Consider the following 23,945-nt stretch of genomic DNA (forward strand, 5'->3'; position numbering starts at 1 on the left):
CGGGCCCGGCGGGGCGGGTTACAGGTTGCTGAAGTCGGGGCCCTTGGTGCGGGACCGCTTGATCTCGTAGAAGCCCGGCACCGAGGCCACGGCGACGGTGCCGTCCCAGAGGCGGGCCGCCTGCTCGCCCTGCGGGGCGGGGGTGACGACCGGGCCGAAGAAGGCGATCTGCTCGCCGTCGGGGCCGGGCACGGCGATGACGGGCGTGCCGACGTCCTGGCCGACCTTCTCGATGCCCTCCTTGTGGGAGGCGCGCAGCTCGGCGTCGAACTCGAAGTCCTCCTGCTCGGCGTAGTCGATCAGTCCGGCGGGCAGGCCGACGTCGGCGAGCGCGCCGGCGATGGCCTCCGGGGTCGCGTCCTCGCCGTTGTTGTGGATGCGGGTGCCGAGCGCGGTGTAGAGCGGGCCGAGGACGTCGTCGCCGTGCTTCTGCCAGGCCGCGGTGACCACGCGGACCGCCTGCCACGCCTTGGTGGTCAGCAGCTCGCGGTACTCGTCGGGCAGTTCGTCCAGCTTGTCCTCGTTGAGGACGGCGAGGCTCATGATGTGCCAGCGGACCTCGATGTCGCGGAGCTTCTCCACCTCCAGCACCCATCGGGAGGTCATCCAGGCCCAGGGGCACAGCGGGTCGAACCAGAAGTCGACGGGGGTCTTGCCGGACGAGGCGGTGGTCTCGGACATGGGGCTCCTCAGCAGAACGTTCTTTGGGAGGTCAACGGGGGCGGCGCCACCCGCATTCCCTGCTGTCCGCCGTCAGGGGCACATGGCAGGATCGGTCCTGTTCCGCCACCATCCACGCGATCACGAGGGAGTGCCGTCCGTGCCCGGTGAGAATCTGTCCCGCGACGAGGCCCGGGAGCGGGCCGCCCTGCTGTCCGTCGACGGGTACGACGTGTTCCTGGACCTGCGGTCCGCCGTCGGCGACGGGAACGGCGAGCCGCGCACGTTCCGCTCGGTGACCACCATCCGCTTCCGCTGCAACGAGCCGGGGGCGTCCGGCTTCGCCGATCTGATCGCCCCGGCCGTCACGTCGGTCTCGCTCAACGGCCGGGACCTGGACCCGGGGGAGGTCTTCGACGGCTCCCGGATCACGCTGGAGGACCTGGCCGCGGAGAACGAGCTGGTGGTGGACGCGCAGTGCGCGTACTCGCGCACCGGCGAGGGCATGCACCGCTTCGTCGACCCGGAGGACGGCGAGGTCTACCTGTACACGCAGTACGAGCCGGCCGACGCCCGGCGCGTGTTCGCGAACTTCGAGCAGCCGGACCTGAAGGCGCCGTACCGCTTCGAGGTGCGGGCGCCCGAGGGATGGACGGTGTGGAGCAACGGCGCCGGTGAACTCGCCGACGGCGTGTGGCGGTTCGCGGAGACCAAGCCGATCTCGACGTACATCACGTGCGTGGTGGCGGGCCCGTACCACTACGTGACCGACTCCTACACCCGCACCTTCGAGGACGGGACGCGGCTGGAGATCCCGCTCGGCGCGATGTGCCGCAAGGGTCTCGCCCCGCACTTCGACGCGGACGACGTGTTCCTGGTGACCAAGCAGGGCCTGGACTTCTTCCACGACCACTTCGACTACCCGTACCCCTTCGGGAAGTACGACCAGGCGTTCGTGCCGGAGTACAACCTGGGCGCGATGGAGAACCCGGGCCTGGTGACCTTCCGGGAGGAGTACATCTTCCGCGGGAAGGTGACGCAGGCGTCGTACGAGGCGCGGGCGAACGTCATCCTGCACGAGATGGCGCACATGTGGTTCGGTGACCTGGTCACCATGGTGTGGTGGGACGACCTGTGGCTGAAGGAGTCCTTCGCGGACTTCATGGGCACGTTCGCGAACGTGGGCGCGACCCGCTTCGAGAACGCCTGGATCACCTTCGCCAACCGTCGCAAGGCCTGGGCGTACCGCGCGGACCAGCTGCCCTCCACGCACCCGATCACCGCCGACATCCGCGACCTCCAGGACGCCAAGCTCAACTTCGACGGCATCACCTACGCCAAGGGCGCCTCCGTGCTGAAGCAGCTGGTGGCGTACGTCGGCGAGGAGGCCTTCCTGGAGGGCGCCCGCCGCTACTTCAAGCGGAACGCGTACGGCAACACCCGCCTCGGCGACCTGCTGTCGGTGCTGGCCGAGACCAGCGGCCGGGACATGACCACGTGGGCCCGCTCCTGGCTCCAGACGGCCGGCGTGAACGCACTGACCCCGCAGGTGCTGCTGGACACCGAGGGCGGCCGGATCGCCGAGCTGGCGGTGGTCCAGGAGGCCGCCGAGTCGCATCCGGAGCTGCGCCCGCACCGCATCGCGGTGGGCCTGTACCGGCGTACGCCCGAGGGCACGGTGGAGCGGTACGCGCGCGTGGAGACGGACGTGGTCGGCCCGCGGACGGTCGTGGCGGAGCTGGCGGGCGCCCAGGCGCCCGATCTGGTGCTGGTCAACGACGACGACCTGACGTACTGCAAGACGCGCTTCGACGAGACCTCGCTGGCGACGCTCCGGCACGGCCTCGGTGACATCACCGACCCGCTGGCGCGGGCCCTGTGCTGGTCGGCGCTGTGGAACATGACGCGGGACGCGTTGCTGCCGGCGCGGGAGTTCGTCGGCCTGGTGCTGGAGTTCGCGGGCCGGGAGTCGGAGATCGGCGTGCTGCAGATGCTGCACGCCTGGGCGGAGACGGCGGCGGTCCACTACACGGCGCCCGAGCGGCGCGCGGAGGCCGGCCGGGAGCTGGCCCAGGGCACCTCGCGCCGGCTGCACGGCGCCGAGCCGGGCAGCGAGCACCAGCTGGCCTGGGCGCGTGCCTTCGCGCGGGCGGCCGACGCGCCGGACGCCTTCGAGCTGCTGACCTCGCTGCTGGACGGCACCGCGACGCTGCCGGGCCTGGAGGTCGACCAGGAGCTGCGCTGGGCGTTCCTGGAGTCGCTCGCCGTGCACGACGTGGTCGGCGAGAAGGAACTGGCCGCCGAACTCGCCCGGGACGACACCGCCTCCGGCAAGCGCCACCAGGTGCGCTGCCTGGCCGCGCGCCCCTCGGCGGCGGTCAAGGTGCAGGCCTGGGCGCAGGTGGTGGAGTCCGACGCGCTGTCGAACGCGCTGGTGGAGGCGACCATCGCGGGCTTCGCCCAGCCCTCGCAGCGGGAGCTGACCGCGCCGTACGCACCGAAGTACTTCGCGGCGATCGAGCGGCTGTGGGGCGAGCGGTCGATCCAGATCGGGATGGACGTGGTGCGCGGGCTGTTCCCGTCGCTCCAGGACTCGCCGGAGACGCTCCGGGCCACGGACGCCTGGCTGGAGGCGCACCGGGACGCGGCGCCGGCGCTGCGCCGGCTGGTGCTGGAGGCCCGCGACGACCTGGCGCGGGCGCTGAACGCACAGGCGTGCGACGCGGCGGCATCCGGCCACTGATCGTTGGCCTGAGCTTGCCCGGTCGGTGACCGTTACGAAATTCGGGCAAACAGAGCCGTAACCCCTGGTCCGCACCCGATCGGACCAGGGGTTTTCCTTTCCTACTCGGCACCCGAACACCTGACCTTTAGTTCCGCCTTGTCCGCATTGTTCGACGACCGTGTAACAGCGGTTAAAGGCGGGACCGGGGGTGGGAATCCCGACCCCATGACCCACAACACCCCGCTCTCCCCCCGCCCCCTCCGCCACCTGACCGACGCCCACCGCCGCGTCCTGACGGCGGCTCAGCTCCGCGCCCACGGTGTGAGCACGGCCGAACTGGCCGAGCAGTGCCGCTCCGACGGCCCCTGGCAGGAGCTGCTCCCGCACGTGATCCTGCTGCACCCCGGCCCGCCCACCGGCGAGGAGCGGCTGCACGGGGCGCTGCTGTACGCGGCCCGCGTGACGGAGCCGGGTGTCCCGGTCCAGCCGACGGCCGGCAGTCCGCACCGGCCGGTGTACGCGGAGGCGGTGCTCACCGGCCTGGCGGCGCTGACCCTGCACGGCTTCTCGTCCACCCCGCCCCTGCCCGCCCTGGACCGGGTCGACGTCCTGGTCCCGCGGCTGCGCCGGCTGCGTTCCACGGGCTACGCACGCATCCTGCGCACCCCCGCCCTGCCCGGCGCGCAGGCGGTGGCGGGCCTGCCGGTGGCGCCGGTGCCCCGGGCGCTGGCCGACGCGGTGGCGGAGCTGCGGGACGCCGTGGCCGTACGCCGGCTGCTGACGGAGGCGGTGCGCGGGGGGCACTGCGAACCGGCGGCGGTGGTGCGGGAGCTGACGCAGGCGAAGCTGCTGAACCGGCCGCACGTGGTGGACGCGGTGGACGCGCTGATCGCCGAGGGCCGCTCGATCGCCGAGCACCGTCTGTACCGGATGGTGCGCGAGTACGGCCTGCCCGACCCCGTCTGGAACGTCGACCTGCGGCTGCCCGGCGGACCGCACCTGGGCGGCGTGGACGCCTACTGGCCGGACCGTGCGGTCGCCGTCGAGCTCGACACCCGCGCCCCCCACCACGACGGCCGGCAGGACGACCGGCAGGACGACGACGCGCTGTGGTCGGAGTACGCCCGCAAGCGCGAGCACCTGGAGCGCCTCGGCATCACGGTGGTCTACCTCACCCCGAGGAAGCTCCGCACGGCCATGGAGCAGCAGGCGGCGGTGGTGCGGACGGCGCTGATGGCGTCCGGCGACCGCGATCCGGCCGCGTACGTCGTGGTGCTGCCCCGGTAGTGAGCGGCCCGGGGCGGCGACAGGGGGGATCAGGGGGCTCTCGGGGGGCTCTCGGGAGGGGAGCGGAGGGGCCGCCGGGCCGGGCACCGGTGGCCCCTCTCCTCGTGCCCGCCCCCCCTCCTCGCTCCTGTCCCCCTGCCCGTGCCTGCCACCGTCCGGGCCGCCTTGCCCGTTTTCCTGCGCCGTCCGGGTGGCCGGTCACCGGAACGGACCAGCGGGGCGGGCGACGCCGCGCGGACCGCGGTAGAGAGGAGACTCATGAGACAGTCCCGAATAACGGCGGTCGCGTGCTCGCTGCTCCTCTCGGCCGCGTGCGCGCTCGCCGACCCCGCGACGGCACAGGTCGCGAACCGGACCGCCGCCGTCGGCTACGTGGCCCTCGGCGACTCCTATTCCTCCGGAGTCGGCGCGGGCGACTACCTGGCCTCCGGCAAGGAGTGCAAGCGCAGCAGCCGCGCGTACCCCGTCCTGTGGGCCGAGGCGCACGCGCCGGCGACCTTCAGCTTCGCCGCGTGCAACGGCGCCGACGTGCACGACGTCCTGACCGAACAGCTCGGTCACCTCAGTGCCCGCACCGGCCTGGTCACCCTCACCGTCGGCGGCCACGACTCGGGCTTCGCCACCGTCATGGCCACCTGCGCCCTGGGCGGCGCCGAGCGGTGCCTGTCCGCCGTCTCCCGGTCGCGCGTCACCATGGACGGCTCACTCGCGGACGACCTGGACCGCCTCTACACGGCCATCCGGAACAGGGCGCCCGCCGCCCACGTGGTGGTGCTCGGCTACCCGCACCTGTACCACCTCAGAGGCAGCTGCGCGCTGGGCCTTCCGGACGGTGAGCGGGCCACCCTCAACGACGCGGTGGACCACCTCAACGCCGTGATCGCCCGGCGCGCCGCCGTCCACGGGTTCACCTTCGCCGATGTCACGGCGGCCTTCGCCGGCCATGAGATCTGCTCGTCCCACCCGTGGCTGCACAGCGTCGACCCGTTCGCGTTCACCGAGTCCTACCACCCGACGGCCCCGGGCCAGTCGCTCGGCTATCTGCCGGCCCTCACCCGGGCGTCCTGAACCCCGGCCGCCGCTACAGCGGCTCCGGCAGCGTCGGCAGGCGCGAGGCCCTCGTGTGGACGCCGTCGAGCAGCGTGGCGTACGCCGCGATCATGCGCGTCCGGCTGAAGCGTTCCCGGCTCGCCGCCAGCGCCGGGGCGAAGGCGGCCCGTCCGGCGACCGCCGCCGTCCAGGCCCGGGCGATGGCCTCCGGGTCCTGCGGGGTCACGAAGCCGTGGCCCCGGACGATCTCCGCGCTGTCGCCCACGTCGGTGGTCACCGGGACCGCGCCGCACATCATGCCCTCGATCAGGCACAGCGGCGCCGCCTCGCCGGAGGCGGAGGTCAGCGCGACGACGTCGGCTCCGGCGTACACGGTCTCCATGTCACGGCGTACGCCGAGCAGGCCGATCCGCCCGGCGAGGTGCCGGTCGGCGCCGAAGGCGATCTCGATGTCGGCCCACAGGGCCGGGTTCGTGCCGGTCATGCCCGCGCCGCACATCAGGATCCGTCCCTCGGGCTCGCGGGCGAGCCAGGCGCGGGCGGCCCGCAGGAAGAGCGGGACGTTCTTCATCGCGGCGTAGCGGGCCGCGAAGACGATCACCGGCGCCGAGGCCGGGATGCCGAGCGAGGCGCGGAACGCCGTCCGGGCCGCCGCGTCCGGGCGGAAGCGGAGCAGGTCCACCCCGTTGGGGATGACGTGCAGCACCTCGCGCGGGATGCCCGCGGCCTCGTAGGCGGCCCGCGTGGACTCGGCGCAGCAGACGCAGGCCACCACGGTGCCGTCGGCGACGGCGGCCTTCAGCTCGTCCAGGGCGGGGCCCTGGTTCTCCGGGTCGGAGCGGTGCAGGCCGACCACGACCGGGCGGCGGGGCAGCCCGGCCTGGTTGAGCAGGGCCAGCGGCTGCTCCTTCAGCGACAGGATCACATCCGCCGCGGCCATGGACCGAGCGGTCTCGGCCAGCTCGGGTCCGGTGAAGACGTTCGCCGCGACCGCGCCGTCCACCAGGCCGGCGATGCGGCCCAGGGAAGTGACGCCGACCGAGCCCGCGGTCAGCGCCCGGTAGCAGGCGTCGTCCTCCATGCGCTGCCGGGTGGCCTCGCGGTGGACCTCGCCGTGGATGCTGAGCACCTGGTGGGACTGGCCGCCCTCGGCCAGTCCCAGTACGACGTCGGAGTGCACGATCCTGGCCCCTCCGGAGAAGAAGCCCTCGTAGACCGACAGCACACGCAGTTCGTGCCTTGCGCGCACACGACCACCCGCCTTGCATAAATGATCGAAAAGATCGAGCCATCCCCGTTCACAGCGGGTTAGCCGATATGAGGCGGTACGGACATTGCGTACGCGTTAACGCAGAACTACGCGAATGAAACGTCGACTAACAGAATTCCTTCTCGATCACGGTCGACGTGTCGCCGGTCCAGTCCCCGTTGAAATTGAGGGCGAGGGAATGCCGGCCGTCCGCCGTCGTCACGGCCGAGGACGCGGAGCCATGGATGCCGCCGTCATGGCCCCAGACGTGGACGCCGCAGGTCAACGTGGTCTCGATGAGGCCGAGGCCGTAGCGGATGTGCGGGGTGCCGTCGATCTTCCGGGTGGTCTTCATTTCCTTCAGCTGGCGCGGCGGGAGCAGCTTTCCGCGCAGCAGGGCGCTGTAGAAGCGGTCCAGATCCGCGGAATTCGAGATCATTTCTCCGGCCGCGGAGGCGAGGGACGGGTTGAGGGTCGTGACGTCGTACGTCGGGCTGGTCTCCGGTCCGGTGAGTTTGGAATAGGCGCGGCTGCTGGGCCGCGGCACGGTGACCTTCGTGCCGGGCAGGGAGGTGGCCGTCAGGTGCAGGGGGCCGATGATGCGGCGCCGGATCTCCGTGGCGTAGGAGCGGCCCGTCACCTTCTCGATCACCATGCCGGCGACGACGTAGTTGGTGTTGGAGTAGTTCCAGGACGTGCCCGGCGCGAAGTCCGGCTCGTGCCGCATCGCGATCTCCACCAGTTCGGCCGGGGTACGGGTGTCGTAACGGTGCTGGAAGAAGCCGTCCTTGAGGAAGTAGGTGCGGGCGAAGTCCTCGTCCGCCGTGTAGCTGAAGATGCCGCTGGAGTGGTCGAGGAGTTGGCGGACGGTGATCCGGCGGCCGTCGTGCCCGTGGCCGCGCACCAGGCCGGGCAGCCATGTGTCGACCGTGTCGTCCAGGGAGAGCCGGCCCTCCGCCTCCAGCTGGAGCAGGACCGTGGAGACGAAGGTCTTGGTGATGCTGCCGACGCGGTAGCGGTCGGCGGTGGAGCGGGGCTCGCCGGTGCGCAGGTCACCGACGCCGGCCGTCGTGGACCAGGTGCCGTGGGTGTCCTTCGCGGTGGCGGTCACGCCGGGCACGCCGGCTTCGACCGCCGCCTCGATGGCCTTGCGGGTGGCCGGGTGGCCCTCGGAGCGAGGTCCGGTGGCGGCCACGGCCGGGGCCGCGAGGGCGGCGGCGAGGAGCAGGGCGGTGCCGCCGATCAGAGTCGTGCGGACGCGCATGTCTTCCCCCAACGTGTGGTGTGGGCTCGGTCGGGGGGAGGGACCTGGGGCGATGCGCGAAGGTTGCTGCGATGTAGGCCGGTTGAGTGAGTTTCAGCCCTTCTTGAGCACCAGCTCCGTGTTCCGGTCGGCCGTCGTGCCGGCGAGGGTCTTGTTGGCGCCGGGGGCGTTGTAGGACAGCTCGCGGTAGAGGGCGGCGAGGCCGGTCTGGGAGAGGTCGGCGTAGTCGGTGCGGTGCGGGGCGGCCGACTCGATCAGCGTGGTGAAGACGGAGATCGTGCCGTCCTTGTTGTCGGCCAGTTCGATGACCCGGGCGAGCTGGGGGTGGTCGACGTGCGAGGCGGTGGAGATCTCCCAGAAGGAGCGCCCGCCGGCGGCCTTGTGCGGGGTGATGACGTTCTTGTGGATGTGTCCGTTCACCCAGGCCAGGACGTTGGTGTGGGAGGAGAGGACGGAGATCACCTCGGCTCCGCCGTGCCGCTTCTCCGTGGGACGGGCCGGGTCGGGGCGGGTGTTGGTCATGGTCTTGCCGGTGTGGTGGCTGAAGACGACGGCGTAGGAGTCCTTGTTGTCCTTCAGCGTCCTGTCGAGCCACTTCAGCTGGGCGGTGCCGATGGAGCCCTCGTAGTGGCCGCCGGCGTCGGTGGTGTCGAGGCTGATGCCGATGACGTCGTCGGAGATGCGGAAGGCGTAGTACTGGGTGCCCGCGTCCAGGTTCGCCGAGGAGTAGCCGTGGCCGACCGGGCCGAGGCCCTGGTAGGCCGGGTCCAGATGGGCCTTGAGGTAGTCGGCCTGGGTGTACGGGGCCCGCTTCTCGTCCGCCGTGACCGAGCGCATCGAGCGGGCGTGGGCCTTGAGGAAGTCGCGGTAGCCGGTGCCCTTGGGGTCCTTGGCGTTCTTGATGGTGTCCTGGAGCTTCTTGGCGTCGGCGGCGGAGACGCTCATCAGTTTCCTGCCGCCGATGGCCGCCTCGGCGAGGTAGCGGTCGCCGTGGGAGCCGTAGCAGCCGAGCGGGAGGGAGTCGTGGTTGCCGACGGTGGAGTACCAGGGCAGGTTGAGGCCGGGGCTGCGCACCTCGCGGATCGCGGCGGCCAGGAAGTTCGTGAGATGCGGGAAGCCGAGCGCCTTGTCGTGGTCGCGGGTGCCGGAGCCGGGCTGCCAGTAGAGCTTCAGACCGCTGTTCTGCACGCCCTCGTAGTGCCGGGGGTCCCCGGTGTTGGGGGTGATCCGGCCACCGCTCATCACCTTCATGAACCACTCCAGCTCGGAGTGGGCGTTGTTGTCGGTGTTGTCGCCGGTGGTCATCACGAAGTGCAGGGGGGCGCCGGTGACGGGGGCGCCGCGCAGCGCGTTGACCCGCTCCACGAGGGAGACGGCCCCGGGGACGGTGAGCGCCTCGTGCGGGCGCCAGGCGTGCACGTCGTGGGAGCGCAGGTACTCCAGGCGCAGCGGGTGCTGGACGTCCATCAGGTGCAGGTCGGTGAACTGCACGAACGCCGCGAGGGCGGTACGGCGTCCCGCCCGGCCGGACTTGGGCGCGGCCAGCTCGCCGCGTACGACCCGCTGCCAGCCGGGCCCGTCGCCGAGGCGGCGGTAGCCGGAGCTGTTCCGGGGGGCGGCGACGGAGGCGACGGTGGTGCCCTTGGTGTAGGGGGCGAGCGGGGTGCCCGCGGCGGCCTGCCGGGAGTGGGCGACCGGCGCCTGGGCCGGTTCCCGGGCGGCGGAGGCGGTGGCGGCCTGGCTGTCGGTGGGGCGCAGGGCGTAGCCGACGCCCGCGGAGAGCGAGACCGCTCCGGCGGCGGCGAGGACGGTACGGCGGTTGACCCCCAGAGCGGAGGTGGTGTCAGAGCGTGTGCGCGACATGGCGCGATCTCCCCGAGTGCGAACGCGTCGGCAGTGGTCGCGGGCCGTCGCGGACGCGAACGTCCCGCTCACTGTGGATCGTTGGCAGTGGGGATGACCTGCGCGTGAACGCGGCGGCAACGCGCAGCGCCGATCACCGTACGTGGATCACGGGGTACCGGGTGCGGTCACGGAGTGGACCGCGACCGGCCGGGGGCCGGTCACTCCTCGTTCATCCGACGGGGTAGGGGACGGTCCGCCAGCCGTCCGTGGGGTGGGCGCTCGCGCCACAGCCGCAGGGCCACGTCGACCAGCCGGACGCGGGTGAGCCCGGGGACGGCGGTCAGGTCCTGCCAGGCGGCGAAGTCGGTGGATCCGCCTACTTCGTACCGGAGTTCGCCGCCGACCACCTCGCCCTCGTAGAGGATGCGCAGCCCGTGGTGGTCGGTGCGGCGCAGGGGGCGCCCGCCGGGGAGGACGTGCCGGGTCGAGTCGACGCCGAGGAGACCGGTCACCTCGATGCGGTAGCCGGTCTCCTCGGTGACCTCGCGGCGGACGGTGTCGTACGGGTCCTCGCCGTGCTCCATGCCGCCGCCGGGCAGCACCCACTCGGGCGTGCCGTCGGGGGCGGGTGAGCGGGCGAGCAGGACGCGTCCGTCGCGCACGCACACGGCGTAGGCCGCCACTCTCAACTTTCTTCGCATTCCCCGACGTTAGCGGCCGGGGTCGGCCGGTGCGTACTCCGGCGGTGACCAGCGCAGGGGCAGCGCGGCCGGGGTCCACCGGGCCTCGGCGAGGGTGAAGCGGACCGTGCGCTCGCCGTCGGCCGAGAACTCGGTGCGGGCCTCGCCGGTGAGCTGGAGGGTGGTGCCCGTGTCCCAGTCGAGGAGGAGCAGGCCGGCCCGGGAGTCGGCGCGCAGGTTGCCGAGGCTGAGGAACATGGCGTTGCCGGAGTAGTCGGGCCAGGTCAGTTCGCGCGGTGAGGCGACGCGGAGGAAGCCCGGGGTGCCGCCCCGGTGGCTGACGTCGGCTCCGCCGGGGTGCACGGTGGCGAGGAAGAAGGTGTCGGCCGCGCGGATCAGCTCCGCCGCCGGCGGGTCGAGTGCGGTCAGCCGGCGGGGGCTGCCCGGGGTGCGGCCGGCGACCGTCTCGTACGTCTCCCGGCGCCGGATGTACTTCGGGCAGTTGGAGAACACCTGGTCCGCCTCGACCGCGAAGCCCCGTGCCGTGGGTGTGAGCCGGCCGTTGAGGCGCATGCGGCGGCGGGTGCGGGGGTCGAGGGCGAGGGTGCCCACAGGGGTGCCGGGGGTCCGCAGGGCCGGCCCGAGGGGGTCCGGGCCGCCGTCCGGCCGCGGATCGGCCGTGGTCGGCCGCGGATCGGCCGTGGTCGGTCCCGGGTAGTCCGTGATCGGCGCCCGATCGTCCGTGATCAGCCCCGGGTCGTCCGTGATCGGCCCCGGATCGGCCGTGGTCGGTCGCGTGGTTCCCCGCGTGCCTTCGGACCCGCCCCGCCGCCCGCCGGGAGCACCCCCGGCGCCGGTGACGACGGACATCCGGCGGGGGCCCGTCGCCCGGACGAAGCCCGGGGTGCCCGCGAGGGCCGAAGCCCACACCCGGCCGGTCGCCGGGTCCGCCGCGCCCACGACCAGCAGGGGCTGGAGTTCCAGGAAGGCCGCCGCGACCGGCTTGATGCCCTGGCCGAGGGAGCGGCCCACGTGGTCGGCGCGCTCACGGACGCCGACCAGGTCCTGCACGGCCCGCGAGCCCGCGTGATAGACGCCCACGGCTAGAAGAAGCCGCAGGTCGGAGCGGAGGCGTGCGGGGCGGGGGCGCCCTCGGCGCCGTGCGGCACGGAGATCTCCAGGCGCGTGCCGTCGGGGTCGTGGAAGAAGATCCCGCCCGAGGCCGCGCCCTCCCGGTGGGCGACCACTCCCTCGTGGGCGAACTCCACGCCGGCCGCCCGCAGCGCCGTCTCGTACTCCCGGACCCGGTCCACCGAGCCGGCGGTGAAGGCGAGGTGGTGCAGTCCGGCCCGGCCGCGGTCGTACGCCCCCTGCGCCTGCTGCCAGAGGGTGAGGACGGGCTGGTCGCCGCCGTCGCCGAGGAACGCGTAACGCCGGTCGTCCTCCTTGCCCTCGGCGAGCAGGGTGAAGCCGAGGACGTCCCGGTAGAAGGCGAGTGAGCGGTCGAGGTCGGTGACGTTGAGGCCGGTGTGGCCCGTGCGCAAGGTCATGACTCTCCCCTGGAATGTGCCCGTACGGGCATGTCTAACCGTCGTCACTCAGGCTAGGAGGTTAGTGCCGCCAGAGTCAACCGGTCACGTACGCTTTACCGGTTAGCCAAGGAGGAATGCCCGATGTCCACCCCCCGCGACCCCCGCCCGCTCACCGGTGAGCCGCTCGCCCTCGACCTGCTCAACACCCGGTGGAACAAGGAGGGCGTCACCCAGGACCTGCTCGCGGACACGGAGGGCCTGGCCGTGTGGCTGGCGAGCAACGGGCTGGCCGGGGCGCACCCGGCCGACGCGGCGGTGCTGGCCCGTCTGCGCACGGCACGGGAGGCGATCGAGGCAGCGGTGGACGGCTCACCGGCACAGGCGGCGCCGCTCGTGGACGCGGTCCTGGAGCACGGGCGCATCCGGGCCCGGCTGACCGCCGCCGGCCCGGCCGAGGAGCCCGAGTTCGCCGACGCCTCCTGGGCCCCGGCCTGGCTCGCCGCCCGCGACTACCTGGACCTGCTGACGCGGGCCCCGGAGCGGATCCGCTCCTGCGCCGGCGGCGGCTGCATCCTGCACTTCTTCGACACGTCCCGGAACGGCACCCGCCGCTGGTGCTCGATGGCCGCGTGCGGCAACCGCGCCAAGGCGTCCCGCCATTACGCACGTTCCAAGGAGAACTGAGCAAATACCGGGCTATCAGCGCCCGATCCGGTCAAATCCCATCGCGGGTTTTCCCCATACGTTCATCTCGATTCGGTCAACGAACCCCAAACCCGGGGCCCTTCGGTAAGGCTGAGCGCTCTCGTCCGCTCGTTCCTTTACCTGAGGGATGCCGATGACCCACACCCCCGAGCGTGATCCCATATCCGGCCCGAGACGCCTGGCCCGCATAGCCGTGGCCGTGGGCGTGGTGGCCGCCCTCTCCGCGGCGGGGCCGGTACCCCTGGCCCTCGCCGCGGACGCGCCGCCCGCCCCGGCCGCCGACCCCGGCGTCAAGTCCGCCCACGACAAGCTGGGTTCCGACGACGCCGCGCTGCTCGCCGACGCCAAGGCCGACGGCGCCAAGAACATCACGATGATGATCGCGACGGCCCCGGGACAGACCGAGCAGGTCGCCGCGGAGCTGGACGCGGTCAAGGGCGGCTCCGTGGGCCGCAGCTACGACAAGGTCGGCTACGTCAGGGCCACCGTCCCCACCGGCAAGGCCGACGCCGCCATCAAGGCCGCGGCGGGACTCTCCTCGGTGCACGCCATCGACCTCAGGCAGGACATCCCCCTCGACGACCCGACGCCGGGCGCGGACACCGCCGGCAAGGCCGGCGCGGCGACGGGCACCTTCTCCGGGCCGGGCAGGAACACCCCGGCGGAGAACCCGTACAACCCCTCCTTCGAGACCGGTGCCGTCGATTTCGTGCAGGAGCACCCGAAGGCGGACGGCCGCGGCGTCACCATCGGCATCCTCGACTCCGGCGTCGACCTCGGCCACCCGGCGCTGCAGAGGACCACCACCGGCGAACGGAAGATCGTCGACTGGGTGACCGCGACGGACCCGATCCTGGACAGCGACGGCACCTGGCGCCGGATGACCAACCCGGTCAGCGGGCCGTCGTTCAGCTACGGCGGCGCGACCTGGAAGGCACCCGCGGGCGACTACCAGGTCAGCCTGTTCCGCGAGTCCGCGACCGCCGGCGGTGACGCCAAGGGCGACGCCAACCGCGACGGCGACACCACCGACGCCTGGGGCATCCTCTACGACCCGGCCGCCGGCACCGTCCGCGTCGACCTGGACAACGACTTCGACTTCACCGACGACACACCGATGAAGCCGTACAAGGACGACCACCAGGTCGGGTACTTCGGCACCGACGACCCGAAGACCGACGTCGCCGAGCGGCAGCCGTTCGTCGTCCAGATCCGCAAGGACGTGCCCACCGACCCGTACGGCGGCGACTGGGTCGGCAAGAAGGCCGACTTCGTCAACATCGGCGTCATCGAGTCCGAGCACGGCACCCACGTCGCCGGCATCACCGCCGCCCACGGCCTGTTCGGCGGGAAGATGAACGGCGCCGCCCCCGGCGCGAAGATCGTCTCCTCCCGGGCCTGCACCTGGACCGGCGGCTGCACCAACGTCGCCCTCACCGAGGGCATGATCGACCTCGTCACCAACCGCGGTGTCGACATCGTCAACATGTCGATCGGCGGCCTGCCGGCGCTGAACGACGGCAACAACGCGCGCGCCGAGCTGTACACCCGGCTCATCGACACCTACGGCGTCCAGCTGGTGATCTCCGCGGGCAACTCCGGCCCCGGCGCCAACACCATCGGCGACCCCGGCCTCGCGGACAAGGTGATCTCGGTCGGCGCCACCGTCTCCCAGGAGACCTGGGCCGCCAACTACGGCTCGGCCGTGGAGACCAGGTACGCGATGATGCCGTTCTCCTCCCGCGGCCCGCGCGAGGACGGCGGCTTCACCCCGACCCTGAGCGCGCCCGGCGCCGCGATCAACACCACCCAGACCTGGCTGCCGGGCTCCCCGGTCGCCGAGGCGGGCTACTCGCTGCCGGCCGGCTACTCGATGCTCCAGGGCACCTCGATGGCCTCCCCGCAGGCCACCGGCGCCTCCGCGTTGCTGCTGAGCGCCGCGAAGCAGAAGCACATCGACCTCACCCCGGCCACCCTGCGCACGGCCCTCACCTCGACCGCCGACCACATCAAGGGTGTGCAGGCGTACGAGGAGGGTGCGGGCCTCATCAACATCCCGGACGCGTGGGAGTCCATCAAGGACGACGCCACCGCCCACGAGTACACGGTCAAGGCGCCGGTCGACACCGCGATCGACTACGCCCTGAAGACCCCGGGATTCGGCACCGGCCTGTACGACCGCGAGGGCGGTCTGAAGGCCGGGCAGAAGAAGACGTACGACGTCACCCTCACCCGCACCTCCGGCCCGGACAAGGCCGTCCGGCACGAGCTGCACTTCGAGAACAACGCCGGGCACACCTTCCGGATCGTCGGCGACGACGTGGTGAAGCTGCCGCTGAACCAGCCGGTCACCGTCAGGGTCCAGGCGGCCCCGGAGTCCGCGGGCATCAAGAGCGCGATCCTGGAGGTCGACGACCCGAGGACCGAGGGCATCGACAAGCAGGTCCTCACCACGGTCGTGGTCGCCGCCCCGGTGCACTACACCTACTCCGCGTCGGGTTCGGTGCAGCGCAACGGCACACGGTCGTACTTCCTGACCGTGCCCGAGGGCGCGAAGTCGCTGGAGGTCGCGATCGGCGGGCTGAAGGACAAGAGCCAGACCCGGTTCATCGCCCTCCACCCGTACGGTGTCCCGTCCGACAACACCTCGACGCCGTACTGCTACAACAACTACCTGGACGGCAACGGCTGCAAGCCGGACGTGCGTTCCTACGCCGACCCGCAGCCCGGTGTCTGGGAGGTCGAGGTCGAGGCGCGCCGCACCTCGCCGCTGCTGGACAACCCGTACCGGCTGGACGCCACCGTCCTCGGCGCGGCCTTCGACCCGGAGACCGTGACCGTCCCCGAGGCCAAGGTGGGCACCCCGGCCACCGCCTCCTGGAAGGTGACCAACGCGTACGCCGCCCTGGACGGCAAGCTGGTCGGCGGTCCGCTCGGCTCCGCCAAGGCGACCCGCCCCGCCATCAAGGAGGGCGAGACGCAGACCACCACGGTGACCGTGCCGGCCGGCGCCACCTCGCTGGACGTCGCCATCGGGGGCGTCTCGGACACGGCGGCCGATCTGGACCTGACGGTGTACGACGCGTCCGGCAAGGAGGTCGGCAAGTCCGCCGACGGTGACTCGGAGGAGGCGGTCTCCGTGCCGTCCCCGGCCGCCGGCACCTACACCGTCGAGGTCGTGGGCTACTCGGTCCCGTCCGGCTCGACCGACTACGACTACCGGGACGTGTTCTTCTCCTCCGCGCTCGGTTCCGTCACGGTCGACGGCTCGGCCCCCGTCAAGCTCGGCACCGGTGCCTCGGCGACGGTGACCGGCCAGGTCACGGCCGCCGCCGAGGCGCCGGCCGGCCGCGAGTTCTTCGGCCGGGTGCAGCTGGTGAACGCGCGCGGCACGGTCGCGGGCGTCGGCAGCGTGAAGATCGAGAAGGTCACGCCGTGACGGCGTGACACGCACAGGAGGGGCGGGTGTCCGGAGGGACGCCCGCCCCTCGGCGTGTCACGCGGTTCCCGTGCTCACTCCGCCGGGTCCGAGGGCTCCGGGGAGCCGGTCGGGACGTCGGACGGCTGCTCGGTGGGCTCGTCCGTGGGCTCCGGCCCCTCGCCGGCGCCGACGTCGGGCTGGACCTGGTCGCGCACCATCTGCTTCCAGTGGTCGGCGACCGTCTTCTGGCCGTCGCCGTCCATGTCCTCCGCCGCCGGGAACGGCTGGGTGGTGCTGCCGACGGGCTGCGCGCCGTAGACCGGCACCATCGTGAACCAGGCGCGGTCGCTCATGCTGTGGGTGGAGAAGACGTAGTTCTCGCCGATCTCCAGGGGCAGGTCGCCCTCCATCAGCGTGAGGCTGTTGCTGTCGGCGTCATAGCCGCCGGTCTGGTTCACCACCGTGGTCGAACCGGCCTGCAGCGTGCCCTCGTAGACCTCGTTCACCTTGACGGCCCACTGGGTCTCGGGCACGCCGTCGATTTCTGTCGTGCCCTTCTTGGACACCACCGTGCCATGGAAGACGAAATCGGCGAAACCGACGAGCTTTTCGTCCTCGCTGAAATCACCGACGGTACTGGCGTGCATATACTGCACACTGAATTCGGGACGGTCGTCGGCGAATGCCTGGACACCGCCCCAGGTGGCCACGGCGGCCACCGAAAGACCGGCGGCCGCGAACAAGGCACCCTTGCGCAACCGGGAAGCGGAACCGCTGAATACCATTCTGCTTACCCCCAGAGCGTGTGGTAGTCGGCCTTGTCGTGCGACTGCGGCGTGGTCAGCGAGCCGCGGTCGGGCGTGTTGTTGACCATGATCTGGCCGCGGTAGCTGTGCGCGAGTCCGAGGGCGTGGCCCAGCTCGTGGGTGGCCACGCCCCGGCGCTTCGTCGTCCCGTAGTTCTTGAGGTAGTGGACGTTCAGGTAGATCGCGTCCGCGCCGGTACGGGCCTTCCAGAGCCCGTCCCAGGTGACGTCGGAGCGGTTGGAGTCGCGCCACTCCAGGTCGGTGATGGTGTTCCAGGCGTCCGGCGCGATGTTGATCCGCTTGAGCGTGCTGTTGTCCCAGGCGTTGATGGCGTGCTTCCGCGCGTCGTCGTACCGGGTCTCGTCCTCCCACCGGATTTCCCGGTCATCGACGGAGTCGTTCCCCAGGAAATGCGCGGATGCGGGCGTGGCGGCCGTAAAAGTAAGTGTCAGCGCCATGGCCGACACGCAAGCGGCGGCGGTTTTTCTTCGAACAGATTTCACCGTACCCCCGAGCTGATTGAATTTTTACCGGCCCAGGGATCATGACCGAGATCGAACATACCGCGACAGTAATAATCCAGTCAACGGCAAGTATGGTTCCGGCCAAACGGAATAACCACATCCGAATTAACGGGGCGGCTCAGCCGGCCACCTCGTTCTCGTCGCATTTCAGCTGTTCGGACTGCGGAATCGCCTTTTTCACCCAGGTCCGCGCCCAGTCCAGGGCGTCCCCCCGCCCCTCCGGCGGGGCGTCCCCGTCCCGGTAGGCCGAGGGTGCCTGCCCCTTCTGGGAGGGCACGAGCACCAGCATCCGGGCACCCACCCGGTAGTACCGCTCGGCGTCCGGTTCGGGGGTGACGAACTCCAGCCGGCGTGTGTCCCCGCCGGCCGGCTTGTACGAGCGGTCGACGTCCAGGACGACCCGGAGACCCGATCCCGTCCCGGCCGGCCCGGCCTGGGCCACCCGGCCCTCGGCGACGGCCGAGGCGCAGGCCACCAGCCCCTCGGCGCTCAGGCTGCCCCCTTCGCCGGCGTCGGCGTCCGTGTGCCCCCGCCCGGACAGGGTGTACACCGTGCCCGCGACACCGCCGAGCACCAGCACCGCGGCCAGGGCGGCCGGCAGCCGCCGGCTCTTCGTGCCCCGCTCCGCGGATCCGGTCTTCCGCCGTAACGTCATGGTGACCCCTTCGCTTGCGCCATCCGTCGTCCCCGCGTGCTTTCCCACGCGCCTTCCGGCGTGCCTTCCCGCACGCCGGACCGGTCCTGAGACGCGCGGGCCCCCCGAAACGTTCGGTGCGTCTCGCACCTCGCCGGCTCAGGGTGTGTCGCCGGAGGGGCAGGCCGTGTGGCGGGACCCGGGCAGGGCGTCGGTGATCCAGGCGCGCTCGGCGGCCACGCGGCTGTCGCCGACGGCCCACAGGCTCGCGTACCGCTCGCCCCGGCCGACGCCGACGAGCACGTGCTGCCCCGTACGCGGCACCGGTCGCGCACCCCCGTCGAGGAGGAAGCCGACCTCGGCGGGACCGTGCGCGGGCTTGTAGGCGCGCGTCACGGTGAGCGTGACCCGCCGGGAGGAGTCCTGCCGCTCCTCCACCCGCGCCACGGTGCCCTCCACGACCAGCCGGGAACAGGCCAGCTCGCGCGCCGGGTCCGTCGGCCGCACACCGGCCCCGGCGTCCTCGTGGGTGGCCCCGGCGGCGCTCTTGGCCGACCCCCCGTTGTCGTCCGCGCCGCCGCCGGACTGGGTCACCAGCCAGCCGAAGCCCAGGGCCAGCGAGAAGGCCGCGGCGCCGGCGAGGGAGCCGAGCGCGATCCGCAGGGCCCGGCGGGGTCCGGAGGACCGGCCGGGCCGCGGCGGCCGGGCGGGCCGGTCCGGTCCGGCGGGCCGGGTACGGCTCCGGGGGCGCCGGGCGGGCGGCACGGCCGGAACGGCACCCTCCGCCGCCCGCGCGGACCCCGTCTCCCCGTCCGCCGTCTCGCCGGTCACCAGGTCCCCGGCGACCGCGTCCCCGGTCCCCACGTCCCGGGCCGCCGTCTCGCCGGCCACCAGCTCCCCGGTCGCCTCCTCCCCCGTCAGCGCCTCCGCCAGCCACGCCAATCGGTCCCGCAGGACCCGCACGTCGGCCTCGGCCGCCCGGTGGGCGGCGCGGAAGCCGGGATCCCGGCGGGCCTGCTCCGGCAGGGGTTCGCCGGTGATCGCGGCCATCAGGGCGTCCATGCCGTCGTACCCCCCGTACCGTCCGTCCTCCGCGCTCCCGGTGCTCCTGGTGCTCCCGGCGTTCTCCGCGCTCCCGCTGCTCCCGGCGTTCTCCGCGCTCCCGCTGCTCCCGGTCCTCTCGATGTCGTTCTCGGCGTCCCGAGCGCCGTCGTGTTCGGCGGTCATGTCACACCACCTCGTCCTCGTGCAGCCGGTCGCGCAGCGCGCGGACCGCCGTGTGCAGCCTGCTCTTGACCGTGCCCTCCGGGATGCCCAGCTCCTCGGCGATGTCCCGCACCGGCAGGTCGGCGAAGAAGCGCAGCACGACCACCTGCCGCTGGGCGGCCGGCAGCTCGTCCAGGCCCCGGGCGACGGCGAGGGAGAGCAGGCTGGTCTCCTCGCCGGAGGGGTGCGCGGGTTCGCGCAGCGCGGCCAGCCGCTCCCCCAGCCGGTCCTGGCGCCGCTTGGCCCGGTGCCAGTCCATGGCCAGGTTGGAGGCGACCACCGCCGCCCACGCCGACACGTCCCGCGGCGCCTCCCTGCCGCTCGCGGCCCGCTCCAGCAGCCGCAGCCGGACCTGCTGCACCCCGTCCGGCAGGTCGGACTGCGGCACCCCGCCGAGCGCGAGCACCGCCCGCACCCGCCGTTCCTGGGCCGCGTCCAGCGGATCGTCGCAGGTCCGGTCCCTCGGATCGTCGCCGGTCCGGTCCGTACCGGCGACGTGCGCCGCCTGGTCGCGGCGCGTCCTTCCGCGCAGCACAAGCCCACCCCCTCACGCATGTGCCCCTACGACGCGGCGACGGGCCGGAACGTTCGGTCCGCCCGCGGCCGGCCGCAGAGGCGTACGTCACACCTTCGTATGGCCGGAGGGCGGACGGGCAGGGGCGGGACAGCACAGCTTCCGGCGCGGGCCCGCCGCGGAGCGAATTTCTGCAGCTCAGCTGGGTGCCAGGCGGACGTCTGGAACCGGCCGCCGGGTGATCGTGTCCCATTACTCGGGCACGTACGGCAAAGAATTGGACAGGTGGACCGGGGTCGGCCGCATGATGGAAACGCCCCGGTCGGGCACGAGACACATAGAGGGAGTCGCTGTGAGGGTCGGAATCGTCGGAGCCACCGGTCAGGTCGGCACGGTCATGCGCAGGATCCTCGCGGAGCGGAACTTCCCGGTCACGGAGCTGCGCCTGTTCGCCTCGGCCCGTTCCGCGGGGACCGTGCTGGACGGCGTGACGGTGGAGGACGCGGCGGTCGCCGACTACACCGGCCTGGACATCGTGCTCTTCTCCGCGGGCGGCGCGACGTCCAAGGCGCTGGCCGAGAAGGTCGCCTCCCAGGGCGCCGTGGTGATCGACAACTCCTCGGCCTGGCGCAAGGACCCCGAGGTCCCGCTGGTGGTCTCCGAGGTGAACCCGCACGCGATCGCCGACCGCCCCAAGGGCATCATCGCCAACCCGAACTGCACCACGATGGCCGCGATGCCGGTGCTCAAGCCGCTGCACGAGGAGGCCGGCCTGGAGGCGCTGGTCGTCGCCACCTACCAGGCGGTGTCCGGTTCGGGGCTGGCGGGCGTGGCCGAGCTGCACGGCCAGGTGCAGAAGGTGGCCGCCGAGGCCGACAAGCTCACCCACGACGGCGCGGCGGTCGACTTCCCCGAGCCGCAGGTCTACAAGCGCGCCATCGCCTTCAACGTGCTCCCGCTGGCGGGTTCCATCGTCGAGGACGGTCTGAACGAGACCGACGAGGAGCAGAAGCTGCGCAACGAGTCCCGCAAGATCCTGGAGATCCCCGAGCTGAAGGTCTCCGGCACCTGCGTGCGGGTCCCGGTCTTCTCCGGCCACTCCCTCCAGGTCAACGCCCGGTTCGCCCGCCCGGTCTCCCCGGAGCGCGCCGTCGAGCTGCTGGCGAAGGCCCCGGGCGTCGCCCTCTCCGAGATCCCGACCCCGTTGCAGGCGGCGGGCCAGGACCCGTCGTACGTCGGCCGCGTCCGCCGCGACGAGACGGTGGAGAACGGTCTGGCGCTGTTCATCTCCAACGACAACCTCCGCAAGGGCGCCGCGCTGAACGCGGTGCAGATCGCGGAGCTGGTGGCGGCGGAGCTGTCCGCGAAGCGGTAGGGATCGCGCGCACCGACGCGCGTCCTCCGAAAGGGGCGGCCGGGACCCGGCCGCCCCTTTCTCACACCCGAGACCGCCCCCTTCGCATGCCGGGGACCGCCCCGTTCGGCGCCCGGCGCCGTCCCTTCACCCCCCTCCCCTCCCCGCCCCTCCTCGCCTCCCCACGTCCGCTCACTCGCGCCGGCCCGCCACCAGCGCCGCCAGCAGGGCGAGGGCCGCGCCCACGGCGAGTACGGCGGTCGGCCCCGAGCCGTCCGCGAGCCGTCCGCCGGTCAGGGCGCCGAGCGCGATGGCCGTGTTGAAGACCCCCGCGAACAGCGCGGACGCCGCCTCCGGGGCCTGCGGGGCGGCGGCCGACAGCCCGTTCTGGGAGGTGACGGACACCCCGCCGTAGGCCAGTCCCCATGCCAGGAGCAGCACCCCGGCGAGGACCGGCGAGCCGGACGCGGGGATCAGCAGCAGGACGACGGCGCCGAGGACGGCCGCGAGCAGCCGCAGGGCCCGGCGCGGGTCCCGGGCCGCGAGGGCGCCGCCCGCGAAGTTCCCGGCGACGCCCGCGAGTCCGTAGCCGAGCAGCAGGGCGCTCACCAGGGTCGCGCCGGTGCCGGGCGTGCGCTGGAGCACGGGCCGGACGTAGGTGTAGGCGGTGAAGTGGCCGGTGACGAGCAGGGCGACGGCGGTCAGGGCGCGGCGGACGGGCGGGCGGCGCAGCAGGCCGGGGAAGGCACCGAGACGGACGGGGTGTCCGGCGGGCAGCGGGGGTAGCACGGCGGCCAGGGTGCCGGCCACGGCGAACGCGCAGCCGGCCATCGCCGTGAAGGCCCACCGCCATCCCGCGACCGAGCCGAGGAGGGTGCCCGCGGGCACGCCGAGCACCGAGGCGACCGCGATGCCGCTGAAGACGACGGCGGTGGCCCGGCCGGCGGACGGCCCCGGCAGCAGCCGGACGCCGAGCCCGGCGGCCACCGCCCACACCCCGCCGATGCACACCCCGACCAGCAGCCGGGCGGCGAGCAGCACGGGGAAGGCGGGGGCGTACGCGGTGAGCAGGTCGGCGGCGGCCAGCAGGAGCAGCAGCGCGCACAGCACCGTGCGCCGGTCGGCGCGGCGCGCGACGACCGGCAGCAGCGGGGCGGCAGCGGCGGCGACGAGTCCGGGCAGGGTGACCGTGAGGCCCGCGGTGCCGGCGGAGACGTGCAGATCGCGGGCGAGGGACGGGAGCAGTCCCACGGGGAGCATCTCGGTGGTGACGACGGCGAAGGTGGCGGCGGCGAGGGTGAGCACGGCGGCCCAGGAGCGGGCACGGGCACGGGTTTCCGGTGGGCTGAGCTGCGTGGAGGCCATGACCGACAGCCTTTTACGGGGGCGGCCGAGGAACAACGGCGAACTCCTCACCCTTGCATGAGCAGGAGTCATCGATGCCGTGTACGACGGAGGGAGCCGCGTGTCGGGTCTGGAACTGCGGGAGTTGGAGTGCTTCCTGGTGCTCGCCGAGGAGTTGCACTTCGGGCGGGCCGGGGAGCGGCTGTTCGTCTCGCAGAGCCGGGTGAGCCAGCTGCTGGCCGCGCTGGAACGGCGGGTCGGTGCCCGGCTCGTGCACCGCTCCAGCCGCCGGGTGGCGCTGACCCCGCTCGGCGAGCGGTTCCTGGAGCGGCTGCGGCCGGCGTACGGGGCGCTGCGGGCGGCGGTGGCGGACGCGCGGACGGTGGCCCGGGGCGGGGCGGGGCCGCTGCGGCTGGGGTTCCAGGGGGTGGCGGACGCGCGGCTGGTGGCGGCGGTCGCGGCCTTCGAGGCGGCGGAGCCGGCCCGGGGCGTCGATCTGGTGGAGATCCCGTACGCCGATCCGTTCGGGGCGGTGCGGCGGGGCGCGGTGGACGCGGCGGTGGTGCTGCTGCCGGTGGACGAGGCGGACCTGGTGCTCGGCCCGGTGTTCTCCCGGCAGCGGCAGACGGTGGCCGTGTCCCGGGCCCATCCCTTCGCCGCGCGGGAACGGGTCGGCGCGGCGGAGGTGTCGGCCGTACCGCTGATCGGGGCGGCGTCGCCCGCGCCCGCGTACTGGCGGGCCGCCCGCGCGCCCGGCGCCCTGACCGGCCCGGCGGCCACGACGCTCCAGGAGGCCCTGTCCCTGGCCGCCGCGGGCCGGGGCGCCCTGCTGCTGTGCCGCCCCACGGCCGCCTACCACCGGCGGGACGACGTCGCCTACGTCCCCGTGGAGGGGCTGCCCGACTCCGCGCTCGGCCTGGTCTGGCACCGGGAGGCGGAGACGGAGACGGTACGGGAGTTCGCCCGTGTGCTGGCGCGGGCGCGGCCGGTGCGCGAGGACCCCTGACCGTGACCTCCGAGCACCGCCGGGCGCCGCCGGTCGGTGTCGGTCGGTGTCGGCGGCGCGGACGGGAAAGGGGCGCCCG

General features: G+C 72.9%; 20 protein-coding genes. 7 read left to right on the top strand and 13 right to left on the bottom strand.

The features are described 5' to 3' along the window. Positions 1–18: 18 nt before the first annotated feature. On the bottom strand, positions 19–681 hold the full coding sequence (locus ACZ7KF_RS11795) for a mycothiol-dependent nitroreductase Rv2466c family protein (RefSeq protein WP_471071969.1): 663 nt from the start codon (positions 679–681) through the stop codon (positions 19–21). Positions 682–820: 139 nt separating this feature from the next. Here ACZ7KF_RS11795 and pepN point away from each other — a divergent pair, with 139 nt between their 5' ends. From pepN to ACZ7KF_RS11810, 3 genes are all read left to right on the top strand, one after another. Then, complete coding sequence (gene pepN / locus ACZ7KF_RS11800; RefSeq protein ID WP_471071972.1) at positions 821–3,403, top strand: aminopeptidase N; 2,583 nt, start codon at positions 821–823, stop codon at positions 3,401–3,403. Positions 3,404–3,610: 207 nt separating this feature from the next. Continuing rightward, the gene (locus ACZ7KF_RS11805; protein ID WP_471071975.1) at positions 3,611–4,672 is read left to right on the top strand and encodes a hypothetical protein; all 1,062 of its coding nucleotides are present in this window, start codon (positions 3,611–3,613) and stop codon (positions 4,670–4,672) included. A 258-nt stretch (positions 4,673–4,930) separates the two neighbouring features. Then, complete coding sequence (locus ACZ7KF_RS11810; protein ID WP_471071978.1) at positions 4,931–5,740, top strand: SGNH/GDSL hydrolase family protein; 810 nt, start codon at positions 4,931–4,933, stop codon at positions 5,738–5,740. A gap of 13 nt (positions 5,741–5,753) precedes the next feature. On the opposite strand, the gene ACZ7KF_RS11815 is transcribed toward ACZ7KF_RS11810, so the two are convergent. The 6 genes from ACZ7KF_RS11815 to ACZ7KF_RS11840 all read right to left on the bottom strand — a co-directional run bounded on the left by ACZ7KF_RS11815 (position 5,754) and on the right by ACZ7KF_RS11840 (position 12,310). Further along, positions 5,754–6,947 carry a glycosyltransferase gene (locus tag ACZ7KF_RS11815; protein ID WP_471072258.1) on the bottom strand — a complete coding sequence of 398 codons (1,194 nt, stop codon included), beginning with the start codon at positions 6,945–6,947 and terminating at the stop codon, positions 5,754–5,756. Positions 6,948–7,098: 151 nt separating this feature from the next. Beyond that, complete coding sequence (locus ACZ7KF_RS11820) at positions 7,099–8,235, bottom strand: serine hydrolase domain-containing protein (protein WP_471071981.1); 1,137 nt, start codon at positions 8,233–8,235, stop codon at positions 7,099–7,101. A gap of 93 nt (positions 8,236–8,328) precedes the next feature. Further along, positions 8,329–10,098: a TIGR03767 family metallophosphoesterase gene (locus ACZ7KF_RS11825; protein WP_471071983.1), complete on the bottom strand. Its 1,770-nt coding sequence runs from the start codon at positions 10,096–10,098 to the stop codon at positions 8,329–8,331. Positions 10,099–10,298: 200 nt separating this feature from the next. Next, positions 10,299–10,781 carry an NUDIX hydrolase gene (locus ACZ7KF_RS11830; RefSeq protein WP_471071986.1) on the bottom strand — a complete coding sequence of 161 codons (483 nt, stop codon included), beginning with the start codon at positions 10,779–10,781 and terminating at the stop codon, positions 10,299–10,301. A gap of 9 nt (positions 10,782–10,790) precedes the next feature. Then, complete coding sequence (locus tag ACZ7KF_RS11835; RefSeq protein WP_471071989.1) at positions 10,791–11,861, bottom strand: pyridoxamine 5'-phosphate oxidase family protein; 1,071 nt, start codon at positions 11,859–11,861, stop codon at positions 10,791–10,793. Positions 11,862–11,863: 2 nt separating this feature from the next. Then, on the bottom strand, positions 11,864–12,310 hold the full coding sequence (locus ACZ7KF_RS11840) for a VOC family protein (RefSeq protein ID WP_471071992.1): 447 nt from the start codon (positions 12,308–12,310) through the stop codon (positions 11,864–11,866). A gap of 123 nt (positions 12,311–12,433) precedes the next feature. On the opposite strand from ACZ7KF_RS11840, the gene ACZ7KF_RS11845 reads away from it, so the two are divergent. Continuing rightward, positions 12,434–12,976 carry a CGNR zinc finger domain-containing protein gene (locus ACZ7KF_RS11845; protein WP_471071995.1) on the top strand — a complete coding sequence of 181 codons (543 nt, stop codon included), beginning with the start codon at positions 12,434–12,436 and terminating at the stop codon, positions 12,974–12,976. 154 nt (positions 12,977–13,130) lie between these two features. Further along, on the top strand, positions 13,131–16,436 hold the full coding sequence (locus tag ACZ7KF_RS11850) for a S8 family serine peptidase (protein ID WP_471071998.1): 3,306 nt from the start codon (positions 13,131–13,133) through the stop codon (positions 16,434–16,436). Positions 16,437–16,510: 74 nt separating this feature from the next. On the opposite strand, the gene ACZ7KF_RS11855 is transcribed toward ACZ7KF_RS11850, so the two are convergent. From ACZ7KF_RS11855 to ACZ7KF_RS11875, 5 genes are all read right to left on the bottom strand, one after another. Further along, positions 16,511–17,176 carry a hypothetical protein gene (locus ACZ7KF_RS11855; protein ID WP_471072001.1) on the bottom strand — a complete coding sequence of 222 codons (666 nt, stop codon included), beginning with the start codon at positions 17,174–17,176 and terminating at the stop codon, positions 16,511–16,513. A 32-nt stretch (positions 17,177–17,208) separates the two neighbouring features. Beyond that, entirely contained in the window at positions 17,209–17,682 is a 474-nt protein-coding gene (locus ACZ7KF_RS11860) for a matrixin family metalloprotease (protein WP_471072004.1), read from the bottom strand. Between the two features lie 184 nt (positions 17,683–17,866). Then, a complete protein-coding gene (locus ACZ7KF_RS11865; protein ID WP_471072007.1) occupies positions 17,867–18,403 on the bottom strand; it encodes a hypothetical protein in 537 nt (178 codons plus the stop codon). 138 nt (positions 18,404–18,541) lie between these two features. Continuing rightward, complete coding sequence (locus tag ACZ7KF_RS11870; protein WP_471072009.1) at positions 18,542–19,609, bottom strand: hypothetical protein; 1,068 nt, start codon at positions 19,607–19,609, stop codon at positions 18,542–18,544. A gap of 1 nt (position 19,610) precedes the next feature. Next, positions 19,611–20,183 (bottom strand): RNA polymerase sigma factor, encoded by a 573-nt coding sequence (locus tag ACZ7KF_RS11875; protein ID WP_471072012.1) that lies wholly within the window; start codon positions 20,181–20,183, stop codon positions 19,611–19,613. Positions 20,184–20,514: 331 nt separating this feature from the next. On the opposite strand from ACZ7KF_RS11875, the gene ACZ7KF_RS11880 reads away from it, so the two are divergent. Then, positions 20,515–21,537, top strand: a complete 1,023-nt coding sequence (locus ACZ7KF_RS11880) for an aspartate-semialdehyde dehydrogenase (protein WP_471072015.1) — start codon at positions 20,515–20,517, stop codon at positions 21,535–21,537. A gap of 171 nt (positions 21,538–21,708) precedes the next feature. Here the strand turns inward: ACZ7KF_RS11880 and ACZ7KF_RS11885 are convergent, their stop codons facing one another. Then, entirely contained in the window at positions 21,709–22,881 is a 1,173-nt protein-coding gene (locus ACZ7KF_RS11885; protein ID WP_471072018.1) for an MFS transporter, read from the bottom strand. Between the two features lie 70 nt (positions 22,882–22,951). On the opposite strand from ACZ7KF_RS11885, the gene ACZ7KF_RS11890 reads away from it, so the two are divergent. Next, positions 22,952–23,866: a LysR family transcriptional regulator gene (locus ACZ7KF_RS11890; RefSeq protein WP_471072261.1), complete on the top strand. Its 915-nt coding sequence runs from the start codon at positions 22,952–22,954 to the stop codon at positions 23,864–23,866. The last annotated feature ends 79 nt before the right edge of the window (positions 23,867–23,945 follow it).

Source organism: Streptomyces sp. NPDC038200 (genome assembly GCF_055600785.1).